The organism is Streptococcus vestibularis ATCC 49124 (assembly GCF_000188295.1).
GTDB classification, from domain to species: Bacteria; Bacillota; Bacilli; order Lactobacillales; family Streptococcaceae; genus Streptococcus; species Streptococcus vestibularis.
Map to the genome: position 1 here is coordinate 850,463 of NZ_GL831112.1, position 21,802 is coordinate 872,264.

The following is a 21,802-nucleotide window of genomic DNA, read 5'->3' on the forward strand; positions in this document are numbered from 1 at the left end:
ATTTTACATTAATATATGTAACAACAAGAGTGTATTTTACTATAGATATAGCAAAATGTCAAAAATGTTTGAAAATTCAATCATAGTGTTCGTCTTTTTACCGATTACACATAGCAAAGCTATCTCAAAAAACAAAGAAAGCTTGTATATCAGCTTAATATCTATAGTAGAAACTTGGTCCTTGACCTATTTTTTGGTATAATACCTTTGATACGTAAAGTTTTTGGCTTTACTAAATTGAATGACTTAAGAAAACCGATGAGGTGTTTATTATGAAAAAAATTCTAGTTGTTGATGATGAAAGACCAATATCGGATATCATCAAGTTTAACCTTACTAAGGAGGGTTATGAAGTGGTTACGGCCTTTGATGGTCGAGAAGCTTTAGAACAATTTGAAGCTGAAAAACCAGACTTGGTTATCCTGGACTTGATGTTGCCTGAACTGGATGGCTTGGAAGTAGCCAAGGAAATCCGTAAAACGAGCCACACACCGATTATTATGCTTTCAGCTAAAGATAGTGAGTTTGATAAGGTTATCGGATTAGAAATTGGGGCAGACGACTATGTGACTAAGCCATTTTCTAACCGTGAATTGTTGGCACGTATTAAAGCCCACTTGCGTCGTACAGAAACTATTGAAACTGCAGTAGAAGAGAGCTCTAACTCTGGCAAGCAGGAAATTTCAATTGGTGAGTTGATTATTGTTCCGGATGCCTTTGTCGCTAAAAAACGTGGAAACGAAGTTGAGTTGACCCACCGTGAATTTGAGTTGCTCTTCCATTTGGCAACACATATGGGACAAGTTATGACGCGTGAACATTTGCTTGAAACCGTTTGGGGTTATGACTATTTTGGGGATGTTCGTACTGTGGACGTAACTATTCGTCGTCTGCGTGAAAAGATTGAAGATACACCTAGCCGTCCTGAATATATCTTGACGCGTCGTGGTGTCGGTTATTACATGAAGAATTATGACTAGTATTGGCTTAAATATTACAAGCTTTGAACTAGCCTTACTCTTTACGCTCCTATTTGTTGCTTTCTATTTTATTTTTTTAGCTTATCGTGATTATCGACAAGCTAAAAATATCCGAAAGTTGACTAAGAGAGTCAAGTCCCTTATGGCAGGTAATTATAATGAAAAATTACGCATAAAGGGAGATTCAGAGCTTTTAGAGCTAGCGGATCGCTTGAATGATTTGTCGGACGTCTTTCGTTTGACACATGAAAATCTAGCCCAGGAAAAAAACCGCTTATCATCTGTCCTTTCGTACATGAGTGACGGGGTTATTGCGACCAATCGCCGTGGTCAGATTACCATGATTAATAGCACTGCTCAACGCTTGTTGAATTTAGATCGCGAAAGTGCGACTCAGATGTCTATTTTGGATTTATTAGATGGTGAGAATCCCTACACCTATAGTGAATTGTTGTCTAAGACCCCCGAAATCCATCTGTCGCGTCGAGATGCTAATGATGAATTTGTGACGCTACGTGTTAATTTTGCACTAATTCGTAAGGAATCTGGTTTTATTTCAGGTCTGGTAGCCGTTCTTCATGATGCCACTGAACAGGAAAAAGAGGAGCGTGAACGTCGTCTCTTCGTATCAAATGTTAGTCACGAATTGCGGACACCTTTGACTTCAGTGAAATCCTATCTTGAAGCGCTTGATGATGGTGCTCTCCACGAAGAAATTGCTCCAAACTTTATTAAAGTTTCTTTAGATGAAACCAACCGCATGATGCGTATGATTTCTGACCTCTTGGCATTGTCTCGAATTGACAATAAAAGCACACAGCTTGATGTCGAAATGACAAACTTTACAGCCTTTATGACCTATATCTTGAATCGGTTTGATCAAATTAAGAGTCAAGAAACTAATCCAGGTAAGTTTTATGAAATCATTAGAGATTACTCAGTAAACTCTATTTGGGTGGAAATTGATACTGATAAGATGACTCGGGTCGTAGATAATATACTTAATAATGCCATCAAGTATTCGCCTGATGGTGGTAAGATTACAGTGTCTATGAAGACGACTGATTCACAGTTGATTGTTTCTATTTCTGACCAAGGTTTGGGTATTCCTAAGAAGGATTTGCCGTTGATTTTCGACCGTTTTTACCGCGTTGATAAGGCCAGAAGTCGTGCTCAAGGTGGAACAGGACTTGGCTTGTCCATTGCAAAAGAAATTGTTAAACAACATAAGGGCTTTATTTGGGCTAAGAGTGAGTATGGTAAGGGTTCAACTTTTACAATTGTGCTTCCATATGACAAGGATGCCATGATGGTTGATGAATGGGAGATGTAGTAGAAATGACCTCAGATTTAGGGTTTAAATACAGTATTTTGGCTTCAGGGTCAACCGGGAATTCCTTTTATTTGGAAACTCCAGAAAAGAAGATTCTAGTGGATGCTGGTTTATCAGGAAAAAAGATTACAAGTTTGCTAGCAGAGATTGATCGTGATCCAAGTGATCTTGATGCCATCTTAGTAACGCATGAGCACAAGGATCATATCCATGGTGTAGGTGTTTTAGCTCGTAAATACGGTATGGATATCTACGCGAATGAGAAAACCTGGCAAATTATGGATAGTAAGAATATGCTGGGTAAGGTTGATAATAGTCAGAAACATGTTTTTTCTCGCGATAAGCTTCTAACTTTTGGTGATATCGACATTGAATCTTTCGGAGTTAGTCATGATGCCATTGATCCACAATTTTACCGTTTTATGAAAGATGGGAAGAGTTTTGTCATGTTGACGGATACGGGTTATGTGTCTGATCGCATGGCAGGTATTATTGAGAATGCTGATGGTTATCTGATTGAGTCCAATCATGATATTGAAATCCTTAGGGCAGGTTCTTATCCTTGGTCAACTAAGCAACGTATCCTCTCTGATCAAGGTCACTTGTGTAATGAAGATGGAGCGGATGCTATGATTCGTAGCATTGGTAATAAAACTAAAAAGATCTACTTGGGTCACCTTTCCAAAGAAAATAATATCAAGGAGTTGGCCCACATGACCATGGAAAATCAGTTGGCTCGAGCTGACTTTGGTGTTGGAACTGACTTTAAGGTTTTTGATACCTCACCAGACACGGCGACCCCACTAACAGATATTTAAAATAATAGCAGAAGAGCTGCACTAATACGTTTAGTGCGGCTTTTTAAAAGGACAGTATATATGAAAATAATTTATCTCTCGCTAGGGATGGTATCGCTTGGTTTGGGCATTCTTGGAATTCCTCTTCCTATCTTGCCCACAACACCTTTTCTACTTTTAGCCATTGCTTGTTTTGCTAGAAGTTCCAAACGTTTTGAGAAATGGTTATATAATACCAAACTTTACCAAACTTATGTCGCCGATTTTCGAGAAACAAAATCGATTGCCAAAGAACGAAAGAAAAGAATCATTATCCAAATCTATGTTTTAATGGGAATATCAATCTTTTTCGCCCCCATCCTATGGGTGAAAATCGGACTCTTTTGCCTGACGATCTTCATCACTTATTATCTCTTTAAGGTTATTCCTGATAAAGACTAATAAAAGATAAAAAATGAGGCTTCCAAAAGGAAGTCTCATTTTAAATACTATCCATTAATGTTTGCTACGTAATTTCTTACGGACTTTATAGGCAAAATTGGCTAGTCCGTAAAGAGGGCTAACTGGAAGGTTGAATTCCCCAATGAATTGTTCAATACGTGGGTTAAATTTAGACTTGAAATTATACAAACCACCATCAAGTGAATTTTCAATTCCCCCCATATTTTGCCATTCGGAACCACGGTCAAAGGCGTGATTAGTTGTTTCATACCAGGTCAGAATAGCCGGTTGATAACGGCGGTAGTCTTCATCCATTCCTGCATAGATATTCTCAGACGTCTTGCCAAATTCAAGAACTAATGTACCTGAAAGTGGGACAGTCTTATTTCCAGCATCAACCTTTTCTTGAAGAAAGTCAATCTCTTCTTTAAGTCTTTTGTGCTCTTGCTTATTGTTCTCGATTTTTCCTGGTTTAGTTTTTTCAGTGAACTTGGCTGCATCAGCGATGTTCTTTTCCAGTTGTTTATTAAGATCTTTGAGACGAGCTGGCAAGTCTAGTGTCGAGAGTGTAATGTATGACGACTCTGGGTAAGTCGTCAACAACTTTTCATAATAGTCAATGCCACGAAGGTGGATGTTCTTACGGGCCTCTGTCTTCTTCATCAAAGATGCGAATTGTTCAAGAAGTTCAGTACCACCAAATTGGACTGAAATCCCCTTGTTTCGAGCAGTACGAACAGCCTGCTTGGTACTTTTAGAGAGTTGTTCTTCAGTGAAATCTTCCTTATGGATATTAGCCTGGAAGCGAGGTTGGATATTTTCAGCCATATCTTCAGTGAGGCCTGTCCATTCAACGCCAAGAGCTTGGATGTATTTGGCAATTGCCATAGTCTCTTTACGGATTTCAGCTTCTTGTGAAATCAAGCTTTTAGTCACGAAGAGACTTGGGTCAAATTTCACAAAGAGGGCACGCTTTGTTTTGGCATATTTTTTTAGTGAAGCCATAACAAAGGCGAGCAACTCTTTATTTTGATAGTCCATAATAGGCCCACGAGGAATATAAATCATAGAAAAGCCAAGAGGAAGTGGCTGAATAAGGACACTAGCGACAGCAACGAGATTACCATCTTGATAGAAACCTAGGCGGTCATTGCCCCAACTATCCTTGATTTTTGCCCATGAGCTACTTTGTAATAAGTTGGTTTGAGGACTATCAATCACAAAGCGGTCATGCTCGGAAGTACTGAGACCAGTTTTATAGGTATACATATTAGTCTAGCACCCACTTTCTAATAGCGTAAGCGACACCAGATTCATCATTTGATTTTGTGATGTGTTTGGCGATTTTCTTGATTTTTGGATTTCCATTTTTCATAACAACAGGAGAGCCAACGACTTCAAGCATAGCACGGTCATTTTCTTCATCACCGATAGCCATTGTTTCTTCTTTCGAAAGACCGAGTTTTTCAGCAAGATGGGTTACAGCGATACCTTTGTTGGCTGTTTTCTTGAGAATTTCTAGATAAAATGGTGTTGATTTTACAATGGTAAAGCGGTCATAAAATTCCTGTGGAAGTTTGGCAATGGCTGCATCAAGAATTTTAGGTTCATCGATATACATGGCCTTAACGAATTCCTTGTCAGCTACCTCTTCAGGTGTACGATAGTAAATTGGCATATGAACAAGTGTAGACTCATGAACGGTGTAACGTCCAATATTTCGATTACTTGTGTAGATACCATCTTTAGTAATAGCATGTGAATGAACACCAAGTTTGTTAGCCAAAACCTCAATATCAAGGTAGTCTTCGTATGAGAGTGTCTCACGAATCAATTCATTACCAGTAGAAGTCTCTTGGACAAGACCACCATTAAAAGTGATAACATAGTCTCCGTCTTGGTTGAGGTTAAGCTCTTCAAGAAGTGGAAGTACTCCTGGAATAGGGCGACCAGTCGCAATAACAACCTTTACACCAGCGGCTTTAGCATCTTGAATCGCTTGAAAGACTTCCGGTGTAACTTGACGTTGGCTATTTAGAAGCGTTCCATCAATATCAACAGCAATAAGTTTAATAGACATAATAAGTACCTGTTTCGTTTAGTAAGTTTCCCTTCTATTTTACTAAAATTTAGGTGCTTTGTCATAGTTCTTCCTGATAAAAGTATTATTGTCTCTTTAAAGAAGTAGATTAGGTAAGAATTGCCCAAATGCTTTTTAATTGGTAAAATAAGGTCAGACAAATAAAGGAGAGATATAGTGATTCGAGCAACCAACCAATTGACGGAGCAAGAACGTAAGGAAGCAAAAGCATTGATTGCTAGCTGCCAAGCCCATGATCAAACCTTTCGAGAACCTTATCTCTCCAATATGCTTAATTTTGACCCCAATATGCCGGCCTTTTTCCTCTATTATCAAGAGGGAAAGTTGCTTGGCTTATTAACGGTCTATGCGGATGATGAGGATGTTGAACTAAGTATCCTAGTTCATCCCAATCGTCGTCGTAAGGGCATTGCACGTGCCTTGGTTAAGAGTTTCAAAGAAGAAACGGCATCTTACCCTATTCGCTCAGTGACCTTTCAGACGGAGCGTGTTTTTCTAGATGGTCATCCTGATTTGGCAAGACATTGGGGTTTGATTGAGAATGAAGAGACGGAAACCTGGCTAGGGAGAGATAGGACACCATATGTTTTGGAGTCCCGTTCAGATGTTAAGGTGCTCTTAGCAGAACCCTCTTATCTTGAAGAAATTACTCAACTTCACCACCAAGCCTTTTCTGATGCAGAGGAAACACTTGAAGTAAGTCGGAGATACATTACAGAGGCACTGAAGGACTCTGATGGCCTACTTTACATCCTACTCAAAGAAGGTCAAGTGATTGGAGTTTGTACGGTCGATTTATCTGGAAATAGCAACTATCTCTATGGACTTGCCGTAGCAGAAGCCTATCGTGGCCAAGGCTATGGTAGTTATCTGGCTAAATCAGTCGTAAATCAATTCATTGCAGAAAATGACAAGTCCTTCCAAATTGCAGTGGAAGATGACAATATTGGAGCAAAACGTTTGTATGAAAAAATCGGCTTTATCAAACAAACCCAAGTGGTTTACTTGGAACAGATTTAATGACTTGTTTGGAGATTGCTGTCAGTATCGCATTAGAGTTGTCAAAATAGGTATAGTAACAAAAGGAGTAATTAATGGAAATTAAAATCAAAAACAAAATTAAAGTAGGCGATCAAACGGAAATTATCGAAGAAATCCACACTTGTGAGGTTATGGAAAAAGGGGATTATACCTATCTTGTTCATCATAATTCCGAGAAAGAAAAAGTGGTTATTAAGTTGAATCAGGATGAGCTAGTGATGACACGCTTTTCTAACCCTAAATCCATCATGCGTTTTTCTGCTAAAGTACCTGCCTTGGTCCACATTCCGACACCGCTTGGTACTCAGCATTTTCTGACAGACACTAGTTTATTTGCCCATGACCCAAATGGACAGACAGTTGATATTCATTATCAATTGAAACATCCAGAAACAGAAGATGTTTTTGCTGATTATGAATTAGAAGTTTCTTGGTTTTAATTTTTGAAAAAATAGAATCATTTTGCTTGAATAACGAATAATTTATGATAAAATGTTTAGTACAAATAAGGGAGTAGCAGGTGACTGTAATCATGAGATTTGATTAACAGTTGCGATTATGTCGTCATTACGAAATTTTATATTTCCGGCATATTCTTAAACAGCGAGACTTTTTTTTAATTAAACAAGTCTCTTTTTGTATGATTTTTTTATATGAAAAGAGTCTTGTTAGCCATTTTTCCCTATAGAGAAGGAGGAGATTATTTTGTCTAAAGAACAAAATAAAGCCTTGTTTTACACACAAGGAGAGGAAGAAGTCCTAAAAAACTTGGACACTTCTGTTGATGGTTTGTCCACTGCACAAGCCAAGGAACGTTTAGATGCCTATGGCTATAACGAGTTGGATGAAGGTGAAAAACGCAGCCTCTTGTCAAAATTCATTGATCAGTTTAAAGATTTGATGATCATCATCTTGCTTGTCGCTGCCGCCCTTTCTGTTATTACAGAAGGTATTCATGGTTTGACGGATGCCTGCATTATTTTAGCCGTTGTTGTTTTGAATGCTGCCTTTGGTGTTTATCAAGAGGGACAAGCAGAAGCGGCTATTGAAGCTCTCAAAAACATGTCTAGTCCGATGGCTCGTGTTCGCCGTGATGGCAATGTGGTTGAAATTGATTCACGCGAATTGGTTCCTGGAGACATCGTCTTGCTTGAAGCAGGTGATGTTGTTCCTGCGGATATGCGCTTGCTCGAAGCTGCCTCACTTAAGATTGAAGAAGCAGCCCTTACAGGTGAATCCGTTCCAGTTGAAAAGGATATTACTGAAACGGTTGCAGCTGATGCAGGTATTGGTGACCGTGTGAATATGGGTTACCAAAACTCTAACGTTACTTATGGTCGTGGTACTGGAGTTGTAACCAATACTGGTATGTATACTGAGGTTGGTAAGATTGCAGATATGCTGGCTAATGCGGACGAATCACAAACACCATTGAAACAAAGCTTGGAGCAATTGTCTAAGACCTTGACTTATCTGATTGTCGCTATTGCCTTGGTGACATTCTTGGTTAGTGTCTTCATTCGTGGTGAACAGCCTCTTGAAGGCTTGATGGTTGCCGTTGCGCTTGCCGTTGCAGCCATTCCTGAAGGTTTGCCTGCCATTGTAACGATTCTCCTGTCACTTGGAACAACGACTCTTGCCAAACGCAATTCAATTGTTCGTAAATTGCCAGCCGTTGAAACCCTTGGTTCAACAGAAATTATCGCATCTGATAAGACTGGTACCTTAACCATGAACCAGATGACTGTTGAAAAAGTCTATACAAACGGTCAATTGCAAAACGCTGATACAGAACTTAGTGCTGACAATACGACCCTTCGTATTATGAACTTTGCTAATGATACGAAGGTGGATCCAGATGGTAAATTAATCGGGGACCCAACAGAAACAGCCCTTGTACAGTTTGGTTTGGATCACAATTTTGATGTTCGCGAAGTTTTGAAATCAGAGCCTCGTGTGGCAGAATTGCCATTTGACTCTGACCGTAAGCTCATGTCTACTATTCATAAAGAAGCGGATGGCACATACTTTGTAGCTGTTAAAGGTGCACCTGACCAATTGCTCAAACGTGTGACTCAAATTGAAATCAATGGTGAGGTTCGTTCTATCACGGATGAAGACAAGAAAGCTATCCTTGCAACTAATAAAGACTTGGCCAAACAAGCTCTCCGTGTCTTGATGATGGCTTATAAGACAACGAGTGAAATTCCTACTTTGGAATCTGAAGTTGTTGAATCTGATTTGATTTTCTCTGGTTTGGTAGGGATGATTGACCCAGAACGTCCTGAAGCAGCAAAAGCTGTTCGTGTCGCTAAAGAAGCGGGAATCCGTCCAATTATGATTACAGGTGACCACCAAGATACAGCGGAAGCAATCGCTAAGCGTCTCGGTATCATTGATCCAAATGATACGGAAGATCATGTCTTTACTGGAGCTGAGCTTAATGAGCTTTCTGATGAAGAGTTCCAAAAAGTCTTTAAACAGTACTCTGTTTATGCGCGTGTGTCTCCTGAACACAAGGTTCGTATTGTTAAGGCGTGGCAAAATGATGGCAAGGTTGTTGCTATGACAGGTGACGGAGTTAATGATGCGCCTTCACTTAAGACAGCTGATATCGGTATCGGTATGGGAATTACAGGTACAGAGGTTTCTAAGGGAGCTTCAGATATGGTTCTTGCCGATGATAATTTTGCGACAATCATCGTTGCAGTAGAAGAAGGACGTAAGGTCTTCTCAAATATTCAAAAATCAATCCAATACCTTTTGTCAGCCAACATGGCCGAAGTCTTTATTATCTTCTTTGCTACATTATTTGGATGGGATGTGCTTCAACCGGTGCATCTTCTCTGGATTAACTTAGTAACTGATACCCTTCCAGCCATCGCTCTTGGGGTTGAACCAGCTGAACCAGGTATTATGACTCACAAACCTCGTGGTCGCCAATCAAACTTCTTTGATGGTGGTGTCTTCGGAGCGATTATGTATCAAGGTGTTTTCCAAACTATCCTTGTTCTGGCAGTATATGGTTGGGGTCTTGCCTTTCCAGAGCATCATACGCAAGCAGAAATTCATGCGGATGCCCTTACAATGGCCTTTGCTACCCTTGGATTAATCCAGTTGCTCCATGCCTTTAACGTTAAATCTGTTTATCAATCAGTCTTTAAAGTTGGTCTCTTTAGAAACAAGACTTTCAACTGGGCAATTCCAGTAGCCTTTGTTCTTTTGATGGCAACTATCGTAGTTCCTGGGTTTAATAATCTCTTCCATGTATCACACCTTAGTCTGACACAATGGCTTGCTGTTATTGTAGGTTCATTCTTGATTGTGGTTTCGGTTGAATTAGTCAAAGCTATTCAACGTGCCCTTGGTAAGGATAAAGACGCTATTTAAGACATAAAGTCAGAGATAATGGTCTCTGGCTTTTTCTTATCACATCTTGAATTCAGGAGGGGTCTTGTTTATAATTGAAAGGAACTAATCATAAGTTAAGGAGAAGGCTATGAATGAAACCATTAAAACACAACTCAATCACCGCAGTATTCGTCAGTTTAAACCTGTGACTTTGACACAAGAAGAGGTTAACCTTCTTGTTGATGTTGCTCGCCATACATCAACGAGTAATTTTAGACAATCCTATTCGATTATCAGTATTACTGATCAAAAATTGAAGGAAGAAATTGCTGAAATTGCCAATCAGCCTTATATTCCAAATGCTGGGCACCTATTTGTATTTGTTGTGGACCAAAGACGTAATACTTTGATTGCAGAGGCAAAAGGTGCTGAAGCCTTGGTGCAAGGTAGTCCCGAACGCTTTATCTCAGCCTTCTCGGATGCAATGATTGCTGCTCAAAATGTGGTAGTAGCTGCTGAGAGTTTAGGTATGGGAACAGTTTATTTGGGGAGTATTTTAAATGATAATGCCAAACTTTCAGAGCTTCTCAAACTTCCAAAGTATGTCTATCCAGCAGTGGGCTTAGCAGTTGGTTGGCCAGATCAGGAACCACAGCTTAAACCTCGTTTGCCACGTCACGTCATCCATATGGAAAATTATTATCAGGATTTAGAAAATCCCTTGGAGGAGCTAAAAGATTACGATGCTGAAGTCCATGAGTATTATGACCTTCGCGATCTCAATAATAGGGTTGATGAATTTACGACTCAGATTGCAACGACAATGGATAAATCCGTTGCCAATCGTGCGAATACTTTGAAGGACCTTCAAAAGCAGGGATTTTTCACCGACTAAAAAACGACTCCTAAAGAGTCGTTCTACAAATCAAATAGTGTCATTGATGAAAGGAACTCATTTGCCAGTTCCTTTTTTTCATACTCTAAAAACTCTGGTCGTTTCTTGACCAGATTATAACGTTTGGAGAGGTTCCACGTTCCAGTAGGATTGAGTTCAGGGTGATTGGAAACAAAGTCGATGGTTAAATCCCATTCTCGTCGATATCCAAGAGGTCGTGAGTGATAGGTTACACCGTCAATAGTTACCGTCCCATAACTGCGGTGGGCATGACCAAAAATAACATCTTTAACGCCATGCTTGACGAAAATCTGGTGGAATTCTTCCGAGCCTAAGTAGGCATTAAACGATGCAAAACGTTCATGTGTCATGGTAAAGCGACTGTGAGGAACAAAATGCATGGCAACTATAAGGTTACGAGTGTTTAATTCACTTAAGATATTATCGAGCTTCTTGAGACTCCTTTGACAGATTTCCGGATCAGTACCTAAACGCTTAAGTCTTCGGTCGAACCAAAGTTGTTTCTTACGTTTAAGAATCTTATCCAATTTTTCATCAGAATAGGAATAATCATACCATCCATGAAAAGCCAATAAGGTCTTGCTACCTAAATCAATCACCTGAAAATCAAGATTATCAATAAGTTTGTCTTCTAAATCAAGCATATCATGATTGCCTAAATTATAGGTGACCTTGACCGCCTTAGACAGTTTTCGTAGAAAAGGTTTCGTGTCAATAAAAAAATGATTGGAGATATCACCAGCGATATGGAGGTGGCTAACCTCTTGATCTTTTAGGCACTTTATTAGAGTATCGATTTCATATGTTTCAAAGTGATTCAAATCAATATGTAAATCACTCATTACTGCAAGTCTTGTCATAGGAACATTGTAACAAAAAGGTTAAGTCTTGTCTGTAAATGAAGATGGTGGAAAATACTTGCCCTAGGGCTATAATTTCATTATGATAAGAATATGGATATCAAGTTAGAAATACAAAAGATGGCCAAGGAGATTGGCATTTCAAAAATTGGTTTTACAACCGCCGATGATTTTGCCTATCTGGAGAAATCCCTTCGACTTGGAGTCGAAGAAGGGCGAACGACAGGTTTTGAACATAAAAATATTGAAGAGCGTATTTATCCTAAGTTGACCTTGGAATCAGCTAAAACCATCATTTCCATTGCAGTTGCCTATCCGCATAAGCTGCCACAACAACCCCCAAAAACAGAATATAAGCGTGGCAAAATCACTCCAAATTCATGGGGTCTAGATTATCACTATGTCTTGCAGGATAAATTGAAGCGTCTGGCAGAAGGCATTGAAAAACTGACGGAAAACTTCGAATATAAAGGTATGGTGGACACTGGAGCCCTGGTCGATACAGCAGTGGCCAAGCGAGCTGGTATTGGTTTCATAGGGAAAAATGGACTAGTTATCTCGAAAGAATACGGGTCCTACATGTATCTTGGCGAGCTTATCACTAATCTAGAGATTGAACCAGATCAAGAAGTTGACTATGGTTGTGGGGATTGCCGTCGTTGTCTGGATGCTTGTCCGACATCTTGTCTCATTGGTGATGGTACGATGAATGCTCGTCGTTGCCTATCCTTCCAAACACAGGATAAAGGTATGATGGATATGGAGTTTCGAAAGAAGATCAAGACTGTTATCTATGGTTGCGACATTTGTCAGATTTCCTGTCCATATAACAGAGGTATCGACAATCCCTTGGCTTCAGACATTGATCCTGAGCTTGCCATGCCTGAATTACTTCCTTTTCTTGAGCTGACCAACAAATCCTTCAAGGAGAAATTTGGGATGATTGCCGGTTCATGGCGCGGGAAGAATATTCTTCAGCGTAATGCTATTATTGCCTTGGCCAACCTACATGATCGCAATGCTATTGTTAAACTGATGGAGATTATCGATAAGAATAATAATCCCATTCACACGGCAACTGCTATTTGGGCTCTCGGTGAGATTGTTAAGAAGCCTGATGAGGCCATGTTAGACTATATGAGCAATCTTTCACTTAAAGATGAAGACGCCCAAGCAGAGTGGGAGCTTGTGTGTGCAAAATGGCAAATTTAAGTGATTTATGCTAGAATTAAGCATAATACTATAAAATGGAGGAAACCTATCCATGGAAGTGGCAGAAATTCGCCAAAAAATCTCTGAAAATCAAGAGAAGCTCGTGAGCTTCGGGAGGTCTCTTTGACTTAGATCGTTTGGAAGAGGACATTGCGCTCCTTGAAAACCGAATGACTGAGCCAGATTTTTGGAATGATAATATTGCAGCTCAAAAGACTTCACAAGATTTAAATGAGCTCAAAATGAAGTACGAAACTTTCAACAATATGCAAGAACTCTCTGACGAGACAGAGCTTTATTTGGAAATGTTGGAAGAAGATGATAGCATTCAAGAGGAACTCGAAGAAACTCTCGAAAAGCTTGATAAGATTATGACAAGTTACGAGATGACGCTGCTCCTGTCTGAGCCATATGACCATAGTAATGCCATTCTTGAAATTCATCCAGGATCTGGTGGGACAGAGGCTCAAGACTGGGCAGATATGTTACTCCGGATGTACCAGCGTTATGGAAATGCCAAAGGTTTCAAAGTTGAGACTTTGGATTATCAGGCGGGTGATGAGGCTGGAATCAAATCTGTAACCCTTGCTTTTGAAGGACCTAATGCTTATGGTTTCCTTAAGTCAGAAATGGGTGTCCACCGTTTGGTTCGTATTTCACCATTTGACTCTGCCAAACGTCGCCATACCTCTTTTACATCAGTGGAAGTCATGCCTGAATTGGATGATACCATTGAAGTTGAGATTCGTGATGATGATATCAAGATGGATACATTCCGCTCAGGTGGTGCTGGTGGTCAGAACGTCAACAAAGTGTCTACAGGTGTGCGTTTGACCCACATTCCAACAGGTATTGTTGTAGCTTCAACGGTCGACCGTACACAATACGGAAACCGCGACCGTGCGATGAAGATGCTACAAGCTAAGCTCTATCAAATGGAGCAAGAAAAGAAAGCAGAAGAAGTGAATGCTTTGAAAGGTGATAAGAAAGAAATCACTTGGGGAAGTCAAATTCGCTCATACGTTTTCACGCCATATACCATGGTTAAAGATCACCGTACAGGCTACGAAGTTGCCCAGGTTGATAAGGTAATGGATGGAGATATTGAAGGCTTCATCGATGCCTACCTCAAGTGGCGTATGGAAGAATAGTAACGATATACTATTTTTAAGTATTTAGATACTTTATCTTAATGAAAGGAAGGCGTTCAGCTACTTTAATAGTTGAATACTGACATTATGGCTCTTATTGAATTAAAAGATGTTACTAAGAAGTATGATAAGTCAACAACAGCTCTAAGACATATTGATTTATCTGTCAACTCAGGGGAGTTTGTTTACTTAGTCGGCCCTTCTGGTGCTGGTAAATCAAGTTTAATTCGCTTGTTCTACCAAGAAGAAAAATTAACGAGTGGTTCTATGAAGGTTGGGGAGTTTGATTTAACCCGTCTTCGTAAGAAAGATGTACCACTCTTGCGACGTTCTATTGGGGTTGTTTTCCAGGATTATAAACTTCTTCCCAAGAAAACAGCTTTTGAAAATGTTGCTTATGCCATGGAAGTTATTGGTGAGAAACCTCGTCATATCAAGAAACGAGTGGCAGAAGTACTCGAGTTGGTTGGTCTTAAACACAAGATGCGTTCATTCCCAAATCAATTGTCTGGTGGTGAGCAACAACGTGTCGCTATTGCGCGTGCCATTGTTAATAATCCTAAAGTTTTGATCGCAGATGAACCAACAGGAAACTTGGACCCAGAGATTTCTTGGGAAATTATGCAGGTACTTGAACGTATCAACTTGCAAGGGACTACCATTATAATGGCAACCCATAACTCAACTATCGTTAATAACCTTCGTCATCGTGTTTTAGCGATTGAGGAAGGACGTATTGTTCGTGATGAAGAGGAAGGAGAGTACGGTTACCATGATTAGACGCTTTTTCCGCCATTTAGGAGAATCGATTAAGAATCTCAAACGTAATCTATTGTCGACACTTACCGCAGTATTTTCGGTAATGATTGTTCTTTCGCTTTTAGGTGTATTTGGTTCTGTTATTCTTAACACGCAAAAATTGGCTTCAGATATTGAAAAAAATATTCAGGTCAATGTGTACTTGCAGCCTGATTCAGCAGATGCTTCAGAAACAGTCAAGGAACTTTCTGGACAGATTGTTGCTAATAAAGACTACCATAAGATTTATGATGCTTTGACCAAAATCAAAGGTGTAGATAAGGTTACCTTCTCTAGCAAAGAAGAACAAAAGAAACAACTCATTGAAACAATGGGTTCAAGTTTCGAGACAGCTACTGGAGATGCCAACCCTCTTTCAGATGTTTACATCGTCCAAACGAAATCACCAGATGATGTCAGTCGTGTTGCCAAGGAAGCAAAAGCCATTCAGGGTGTTGATAACGCTAACTTTGGTGGTTCCGATACCGAAATTCTGATGTCTACTATGAAACGTGTTCAATTTTGGGGAATCATTGCCACAGCTCTCTTAACTATTGTGGCTGTCCTATTGATTTCAAATACCATCCGTATTACCATTATGTCACGTGCGACTGAAATTCAAATCATGCGTTTGGTAGGTGCTAAGAATTCATACATTCGTCGTCCCTACTTGATGGAAGGTGCTTGGATTGGAGCACTTGGTGCTATCATTCCTTCTGGCCTCATTTACCTTTTGTATCATATGGTATACTCATCTTTGAACCCTGATTTCGTTAAAGGTGGTATTTCTATGTATGACGCAGACTGGTTTGTCTATGCGGTTATCGGAACCCTTTTCGCAGTCGGTATCATTATCGGTTCGATTGGGTCACGTATGGCAATGCGCCGTTATTTGAAGTATTAATGCAATTAAAGGAGAGCCGTTCTGGTTCTCTTTTTGCTTGTCAAGAGATTCAGGAGCAGAGATTTCAGCTTTATCTGAAAATCGTCTGCTCAAAGTCCAAATCAAAGACTATATTTGGTATAATATTTAAAAAACATTGGAAAAGAGATGCATTATGACAAAGTTAGCTACCATTTGTTATATTGACAATGGAAAGGAGCTTTTGCTCCTACATCGTAATAAAAAGCCTAATGATGTTCATGAAGGAAAGTGGATTTCTGTCGGGGGAAAACTAGAAGCTGGAGAGACACCAGATGAATGTGCTCGTCGTGAAATTTTCGAGGAAACCAATTTTACAGTAACTGAGATGGACTTCAAAGGTATGATTACCTTCCCTGAATTTACTCCGGGCCACGATTGGTATACCTATGTCTTTAAGGTGACTGATTTTGAAGGAGAACTCATCTCAGATGAGGAATCTCGCGAAGGGACACTTGAATGGGTGCCATATGATCAGGTTTTAACGAAGCCAACCTGGGAAGGTGACTATGAGATTTTTAAGTGGATTCTTGAAGATAGACCTTTCTTCTCTGCAAAATTTGTTTATGATTCTAACCAGAACTTGGTAGATAAAACTGTAACTTTTTATGATAAATAAGGAGAAACTATGAGCCGTAAAAAGACAGAAAAATTTTCAGAAACATGGTTTTTTATGTGGATTTTGAATAATCAGGTGGTAATGGCCTTTCTAATCTTACTCTTGATTGGTTTGACGGTCTTGATTTTTACCAAAATTAGTCCAATTTTTTCACCAGTTATTCAATTTCTGACCATTATTATGTTGCCGCTGGTTATTTCCATGCTCCTTTATTATCTGATAAAACCTTTGGTGCTATTAGTCGAAAAAACTGGTTTAAATCGGACCATGTCTATCTTGCTTATCTATGCTATTCTTGCCTTACTCCTAGTTTGGGGAATTTCGACGGCTATTCCTAACTTACAAGATCAAATTTTGATTTTGATTAGAAATGCACCATCATACATTGCTCGGGCAAACAGTGAAACGGAACGTTGGTTGAAACTTCCTATTCTTTCCAATTTTCATGGAGATTTAGAGGCTGTGCTCAGTGATTTTTCAGCGAGAATGGTCAATTATGCCGAGCACTTTTCTACTTCAGCTCTGACTTGGATTGGGACCTTTGCTAGCACAGTAGCAAGAGTAACAGTTGCTATCATTTTGACACCATTCATTCTTTTTTATCTCTTAAGAGATAGTCAAAAGATGAAACATAGCTTTGTCTCAGCTTTACCGACACGTTTTCGTAAAACGACTGTCCGTATGCTTTCAGATATCAATAATCAGCTTGAAGGTTATGTTCAAGGTCAAGTGACAGTAGCGATTGTCGTGGCAATTATGTTCTGTATCATGTTCAAGATTGTTGGGCTTCGTTATGGAATGACTTTTGGTATTTTAGCAGGATTTCTAAATATGATTCCCTATCTTGGAAGCTTTCTAGCTATGGTACCCGTTGTTATTATGGGATTGGTTCAAGGTCCTGCTATGCTAATCAAGGTCCTCATCATTTTTGTTATCGAGCAAACTATTGAAGGACGTTTTGTTTCTCCACTTGTTTTGGGAAATAAACTAAGCATTCACCCTATCACCATTATGTTTATTCTCTTGACAGCAGGCTCTCTGTACGGTGTGTGGGGTGTCCTATTAGGGATTCCAATCTATGCCTCTGTCAAGGTTGTTGTTAGAGAGATTTTTGATTGGTACCGTTCTGTAAGTAATCTTTACCAAGATGACATTGAAATTGAAGGACAAAAAGACGATGTTAAATAGTGAAAAAATGGTTGCCTCTATCGGAAACCAAGATTTAGACCACGCTGACAAATATTTTAAAAAAGCTTTACGAGAAGACCCTGCAGAGGTTCTTGTTGAGTTGGGCCAATACTTAGAGTCTATTGGTTTCTTACCACAGGCACAGGAAATTTACGAAAAAGTTCGTTTTGATTTTCCAGAGGTTAATGTCAATCTAGCACAAATTGCAGCCGAAGATGGCAATATTGAAGAAGCGTTTCTCTATTTAGACGCTATTCCTGAGGAGTCTGAGGACTATTTGTCTGCGTTGATTGTAAAGGCAGACCTCTACCAAATAGAGGGCTTGACGGATGTAGCACGTGACAAGTTGTTAGAGGCAAGTCAATTATCAGATGATTCATTGATTATTTTTGGTTTGGCTGAGATGGAATTTGAACTTGGAAATTTTGAACAAGCTATTCAATACTATGCTAAATTGGATAATCGTGACCTTCTGGCAATGACTGGGGTTTCTACTTATGAACGCATTGGTAAGGCTTATGCCAGTCTTGGAAAGTTTGAAGCTGCTCGTGAATTTTTGGAAAAAGCTATTGAAATTGAGTACGATGATACCACTGCTTTTGAATTAGCCACTTTGCTCTATGATCAAGAAGAGTATCAAAAAGCTAATTTTTACTTTAAGCAGATAGAAACCATGTCTGCAGATTTCGAAGGTTATGAGTATGTTTACGCTTTGTCGTTACATGCAGAACATAAAACCGAAGAAGCCTTACGTATGGCACAACAAGGGATTTCAAAAAATGCCTTTGATGTTCAATTACTTTTGTTAGCGTCACAGTTATCCTACGAGTTGCATGATACTCAATCTGCTGAATCTTATTTGAAGCAAGCCTTGCCATTGGCTGAGGACCAGGATGAGATTGTCTTACGTTTAAGTACTCTCTATTTGGAAGAAGAACGTTACGAGGACCTGGTAGCTTTAGCTGATTACGAGGTAGATTCTGTTTTGGCTCGTTGGAATATCGCCAGAGCCTATCAAGCACTTGATGATGATGAAGAAGCTTTTCAAATTTATCAAGATTTGTCTAAAGATTTGGCTGATAATCCTGAATTCTTACAGGATTATGCATATATTCTAAGAGAATTTGGTTACAGAGACCAGGCGCGTGTAACAGCAGAAAAATACCTTGCCTTGGTGCCAGACGATGTCAATATGCAAACGTTTCTTGAAGATTACTAAGCTTTAAAATGTTTTAATTGGTTGTTTAAATAGAAGGAGGGGAGTGCGAATCTTACTCAACCTCCTCTTTTTTTATTTGTCTATTTATGTTATGATTTTATTAGAACCCATAAGGAGTAAATATGGTTAAGAGAGATTTAATTCGAAATATTATCATAGCAGTTCTTGCCATTGTAGTGATTTTATTGTTAAGAGCTTTTGTGTTATCAACACACCGTGTAACCGAAGGTCAGGCAAATGACTATATTCATGCAGGTGATTATGTTACTTTCAATAAAAATGTTGAACCGCATAATAAGGACTTTATCTTGTATACGGTTAATGGTAAGGAATATATCGGCCGTGTTATTGCTGATGAGGGCAAGAGCGTGACAGCTATGGATGATTTCCTTTATATCAATGATAAGTCAGTTGACGAAACCTATATTAGCAAAGATAAATCAGCTTATTTGGCGACAGTGTCACCTGGGAATTTCTTTACTGATGATTTTTCCATTGCAACATTGACAGATAATAAACAAACTAAGATTGAAAAAGGTCAATACCTTGTGTTGAACGATAACCGTCGTAATACAGATGATAGTCGTAAGTTTGGTCTTATTGAAAAGGACCAAATTAAAGGTGTTATCTCTTTCAGATTGTATCCTCTATCACGTTTTGGTTTCGTTGATGTCGATTAATATTTCAATACTACTGAAAAGCTAGAAACTTTTGATAAGTTTCTAGCTTTTTTAGTGATATTGTCTTTAGCAAATGCAATTGTGATGGGGACTAAGGCTTATTACGAAAAAGAAACTAAAGTTTCAGTCATACGGTCAACCCATCAATATGATGGGTTTTTATGCTATAATTGAGATAAATAGTAAATACAATAAAAGGAGTACTTATGGCCTACGATTTACTCTTAGAACGTTTTCTACGCTATGTCAAAATAAATACACGTAGTGATGAAAATGCGACAAGAACGCCAACAACACAAAGCCAGGTAGATTTTGCTTTGAATATTCTAAAACCAGAATTGGAAGAGCTTGGTTTAAGTAACGTCCATTATTTGGAAAGTAATGGTTACCTAGTGGCAACCCTGCCGGCTAACGATGACCAATTAACACGTAAGATTGGTTTCATCTCTCATATGGATACTGCAGATTTTAATGCAGAAGGAGTATCACCCCAAGTTATTGAATCCTATGATGGAGGCATTATTCCTCTGGGGACCTCAGGTTACAACCTAAATCCAACTGATTTTCCAAATCTCCAGAATTACATCGGTCATACACTTATTACGACAGATGGCACCACTCTTCTTGGAGCTGATGATAAATCTGGTATTGCTGAGATTATGACAGCATTAGCTCATTTGAAGGCACATCCTGAAATCAAGCATTGTGAGATTCGTGTAGGCTTTGGTCCTGATGAAGAAATTGGAATTGGCGCAGATAAATTTGATGTTGATGATTTTGATGTCGATTTTGCCTACACTGTTGACGGTGGTCCATTGGGTGAATTACAGTATGAAACCTTCTCTGCCGCGGGTGCTGAGCTGACTTTTCATGGCCGTAATGTCCACCCTGGAACAGCAAAAGGTCAGATGGTCAATGCTTTGCAATTGGCAATTGATTTTCATAATCAGTTGCCCGCAGAAGATCGTCCAGAGTTGACGGATGGTTATCAAGGTTTCAACCATCTTCAAACAATGACAGGTACTGTTGAAGAAGCAAATTCATCATATATCATTCGTGATTTTGAGACAGAGTCTTTTGAAAATCGAAAAGCAACTTTCCAAGAAATTGCCGATAAAATGAATCAAGCCTACGGTCAAACGCGAGTTGATTTGGTGATCAAAGATCAATATTATAACATGCGTCAAGTCATTGAAAAAGATATGATGCCTGTTGAGTTGGCTAAGGAGGTTATGGAGGACCTAGGAATTGTTCCAGTCATTGAGCCAATTCGTGGTGGAACTGATGGTTCAAAGATATCTTTCATGGGAATTCCGACACCAAACCTTTTTGCAGGTGGTGAAAATATGCATGGTCGTTATGAGTACGTTTCTTTACAAACAATGGAAAAAGCTGTAGATGTTATTCTTGGAATTGTCAGTAATCCCTAATTGCGCTTGCTAAAAACTGATTTTATGGTAGAATTAGATGTAATGGAGGTGCTGAGATGATTAAAATTTTCGGCAAGTATCGTTACCATTGGCAACCTGAATTGTCTTGGCTTATCATTTATTGGTCTTTAGCCATCACGCCAATCTTTATTGCAGCCGCCCTTCTGTTCGAGTTGTACTCGGTGCCCTCACATATTTTGATGCTTTTCACTATTTTTGTTGCTTTATTTGGTCTAGGGTTCCATCGTTACTTTATTATTGAAGATTATGGAATACTGCGTATTGTTTCTTTCAATATTTTTAAACCGCGTAAGGTGCAGATTAGTGATATTGAAAAAGTGGAAGTTATCAAAACCGGCTTGTGTCTCATTTTTAAAAATGGAAAGAAACGTCAGTTTTATATGAGAAAGTGGCCTAAGAAATATTTCTTAGATGCTTTAGCACTTCATCCTGATTTCAAAGGTGAGGTAGAACTAATGGATTATATGACTAATTTTGATTATTTTGCCTTTTATGAGGAATCAAAAAAAGCCCTCAAGATTAAACTTCGCAAATAAGGGCTTTGGTAGGACAAGATTTGACAGCTGTCAAAGTTTCGGGACTATTTTCAATCGTTCTAATAAGTTGGTCGCTATCTTTAAACCTAACGATTCCTTCGTCATCATAATCAAAGACAGGAGAGTAGGTTTGGCACAAACCACAAGCGATACATTTTTCTGGAATTAATGATACTTTCATAGTATTATTTTAAAATAGATTTATT

The 21,802-nt window shown here is 39.1% G+C and carries 22 protein-coding genes; 18 read left to right on the forward strand and 4 right to left on the reverse strand.

Features of this window, described 5'->3' with window-relative positions:
* Nucleotides 1-272 precede the first annotated feature (272 nt).
* Genes yycF through HMPREF9425_RS04225 form a run of 4 tightly spaced genes read left to right on the forward strand, consistent with a single transcriptional unit; the run spans nucleotide 273 to nucleotide 3,551 of the window.
* Nucleotides 273-980, forward strand: a complete 708-nt coding sequence (gene yycF, locus HMPREF9425_RS04210) for a response regulator YycF (protein WP_003093060.1) — start codon at nucleotides 273-275, stop codon at nucleotides 978-980.
* Entirely contained in the window at nucleotides 973-2,313 is a 1,341-nt protein-coding gene (gene vicK, locus HMPREF9425_RS04215) for a cell wall metabolism sensor histidine kinase VicK (protein ID WP_003097035.1), read from the forward strand. The genes yycF and vicK overlap by 8 nt, the downstream gene beginning before the upstream one ends.
* Before the next feature lie 5 nt (nucleotides 2,314-2,318).
* Entirely contained in the window at nucleotides 2,319-3,131 is an 813-nt protein-coding gene (locus tag HMPREF9425_RS04220) for an MBL fold metallo-hydrolase (protein ID WP_037621682.1), read from the forward strand.
* 60 nt (nucleotides 3,132-3,191) lie between these two features.
* A complete protein-coding gene (locus HMPREF9425_RS04225; protein WP_003097039.1) occupies nucleotides 3,192-3,551 on the forward strand; it encodes a YbaN family protein in 360 nt (119 codons plus the stop codon).
* A gap of 54 nt (nucleotides 3,552-3,605) precedes the next feature.
* On the opposite strand, the gene HMPREF9425_RS04230 is transcribed toward HMPREF9425_RS04225, so the two are convergent.
* The gene (locus HMPREF9425_RS04230; protein WP_003097042.1) at nucleotides 3,606-4,820 is read right to left on the reverse strand and encodes an aminoacyltransferase; all 1,215 of its coding nucleotides are present in this window, start codon (nucleotides 4,818-4,820) and stop codon (nucleotides 3,606-3,608) included.
* Between the two features lies 1 nt (nucleotide 4,821).
* Nucleotides 4,822-5,631 carry a sugar-phosphatase gene (yidA, locus tag HMPREF9425_RS04235; RefSeq protein WP_003097045.1) on the reverse strand — a complete coding sequence of 270 codons (810 nt, stop codon included), beginning with the start codon at nucleotides 5,629-5,631 and terminating at the stop codon, nucleotides 4,822-4,824.
* Between the two features lie 177 nt (nucleotides 5,632-5,808).
* Between yidA and HMPREF9425_RS04240 the strand changes: the two genes are divergently transcribed.
* The 4 genes from HMPREF9425_RS04240 to HMPREF9425_RS04255 all read left to right on the forward strand — a co-directional run bounded on the left by HMPREF9425_RS04240 (nucleotide 5,809) and on the right by HMPREF9425_RS04255 (nucleotide 10,939).
* The gene (locus tag HMPREF9425_RS04240) at nucleotides 5,809-6,672 is read left to right on the forward strand and encodes a GNAT family N-acetyltransferase (RefSeq protein ID WP_003097048.1); all 864 of its coding nucleotides are present in this window, start codon (nucleotides 5,809-5,811) and stop codon (nucleotides 6,670-6,672) included.
* A 74-nt stretch (nucleotides 6,673-6,746) separates the two neighbouring features.
* Entirely contained in the window at nucleotides 6,747-7,133 is a 387-nt protein-coding gene (locus HMPREF9425_RS04245; RefSeq protein WP_002884910.1) for a YwiB family protein, read from the forward strand.
* Nucleotides 7,134-7,398: 265 nt separating this feature from the next.
* The gene (locus tag HMPREF9425_RS04250; protein WP_003097052.1) at nucleotides 7,399-10,083 is read left to right on the forward strand and encodes a cation-translocating P-type ATPase; all 2,685 of its coding nucleotides are present in this window, start codon (nucleotides 7,399-7,401) and stop codon (nucleotides 10,081-10,083) included.
* Between the two features lie 109 nt (nucleotides 10,084-10,192).
* Nucleotides 10,193-10,939 carry an NADPH-dependent oxidoreductase gene (locus tag HMPREF9425_RS04255; protein WP_003097054.1) on the forward strand — a complete coding sequence of 249 codons (747 nt, stop codon included), beginning with the start codon at nucleotides 10,193-10,195 and terminating at the stop codon, nucleotides 10,937-10,939.
* A gap of 23 nt (nucleotides 10,940-10,962) precedes the next feature.
* Here the strand turns inward: HMPREF9425_RS04255 and HMPREF9425_RS04260 are convergent, their stop codons facing one another.
* Nucleotides 10,963-11,820, reverse strand: coding sequence for a metallophosphoesterase (locus HMPREF9425_RS04260; protein WP_003097057.1), 858 nt, complete (start codon nucleotides 11,818-11,820; stop codon nucleotides 10,963-10,965).
* A 93-nt stretch (nucleotides 11,821-11,913) separates the two neighbouring features.
* On the opposite strand from HMPREF9425_RS04260, the gene queG reads away from it, so the two are divergent.
* From queG to HMPREF9425_RS04310, 10 genes are all read left to right on the forward strand, one after another.
* On the forward strand, nucleotides 11,914-13,032 hold the full coding sequence (gene queG / locus HMPREF9425_RS04265) for a tRNA epoxyqueuosine(34) reductase QueG (RefSeq protein ID WP_003092460.1): 1,119 nt from the start codon (nucleotides 11,914-11,916) through the stop codon (nucleotides 13,030-13,032).
* A 52-nt stretch (nucleotides 13,033-13,084) separates the two neighbouring features.
* Nucleotides 13,085-14,183, forward strand: a protein-coding gene (gene prfB / locus HMPREF9425_RS04270; RefSeq protein ID WP_152901338.1) for a peptide chain release factor 2 whose coding sequence is annotated in 2 segments (ribosomal slippage) — nucleotides 13,085-13,156 and nucleotides 13,158-14,183 — 1,098 coding nt in all. Because the reading frame shifts where the segments join, the coding sequence is not laid out codon by codon here.
* A gap of 87 nt (nucleotides 14,184-14,270) precedes the next feature.
* A complete protein-coding gene (gene ftsE / locus HMPREF9425_RS04275) occupies nucleotides 14,271-14,963 on the forward strand; it encodes a cell division ATP-binding protein FtsE (RefSeq protein WP_003092794.1) in 693 nt (230 codons plus the stop codon).
* On the forward strand, nucleotides 14,956-15,885 hold the full coding sequence (gene ftsX / locus HMPREF9425_RS04280; RefSeq protein WP_003097062.1) for a permease-like cell division protein FtsX: 930 nt from the start codon (nucleotides 14,956-14,958) through the stop codon (nucleotides 15,883-15,885). Before ftsE ends, ftsX begins: the two co-directional genes overlap by 8 nt.
* A 154-nt stretch (nucleotides 15,886-16,039) precedes the next feature.
* Nucleotides 16,040-16,522 (forward strand): NUDIX hydrolase, encoded by a 483-nt coding sequence (locus HMPREF9425_RS04285; RefSeq protein WP_003097065.1) that lies wholly within the window; start codon nucleotides 16,040-16,042, stop codon nucleotides 16,520-16,522.
* 9 nt (nucleotides 16,523-16,531) lie between these two features.
* Nucleotides 16,532-17,710: an AI-2E family transporter gene (locus HMPREF9425_RS04290; protein WP_003097067.1), complete on the forward strand. Its 1,179-nt coding sequence runs from the start codon at nucleotides 16,532-16,534 to the stop codon at nucleotides 17,708-17,710.
* A complete protein-coding gene (locus HMPREF9425_RS04295; RefSeq protein ID WP_037621448.1) occupies nucleotides 17,700-18,929 on the forward strand; it encodes a tetratricopeptide repeat protein in 1,230 nt (409 codons plus the stop codon). Before HMPREF9425_RS04290 ends, HMPREF9425_RS04295 begins: the two co-directional genes overlap by 11 nt.
* Before the next feature lie 122 nt (nucleotides 18,930-19,051).
* A complete protein-coding gene (gene lepB, locus HMPREF9425_RS04300) occupies nucleotides 19,052-19,609 on the forward strand; it encodes a signal peptidase I (RefSeq protein ID WP_003097070.1) in 558 nt (185 codons plus the stop codon).
* Nucleotides 19,610-19,815: 206 nt separating this feature from the next.
* Nucleotides 19,816-21,039 (forward strand): peptidase T, encoded by a 1,224-nt coding sequence (gene pepT, locus HMPREF9425_RS04305; protein ID WP_003093077.1) that lies wholly within the window; start codon nucleotides 19,816-19,818, stop codon nucleotides 21,037-21,039.
* A gap of 56 nt (nucleotides 21,040-21,095) precedes the next feature.
* A complete protein-coding gene (locus HMPREF9425_RS04310) occupies nucleotides 21,096-21,596 on the forward strand; it encodes an EbsA family protein (protein ID WP_003092896.1) in 501 nt (166 codons plus the stop codon).
* On the opposite strand, the gene HMPREF9425_RS09375 is transcribed toward HMPREF9425_RS04310, so the two are convergent.
* Nucleotides 21,580-21,777 carry a ferredoxin gene (locus HMPREF9425_RS09375; protein ID WP_003093080.1) on the reverse strand — a complete coding sequence of 66 codons (198 nt, stop codon included), beginning with the start codon at nucleotides 21,775-21,777 and terminating at the stop codon, nucleotides 21,580-21,582. The genes HMPREF9425_RS04310 and HMPREF9425_RS09375 overlap by 17 nt on opposite strands.
* Nucleotides 21,778-21,802 lie beyond the last annotated feature (25 nt).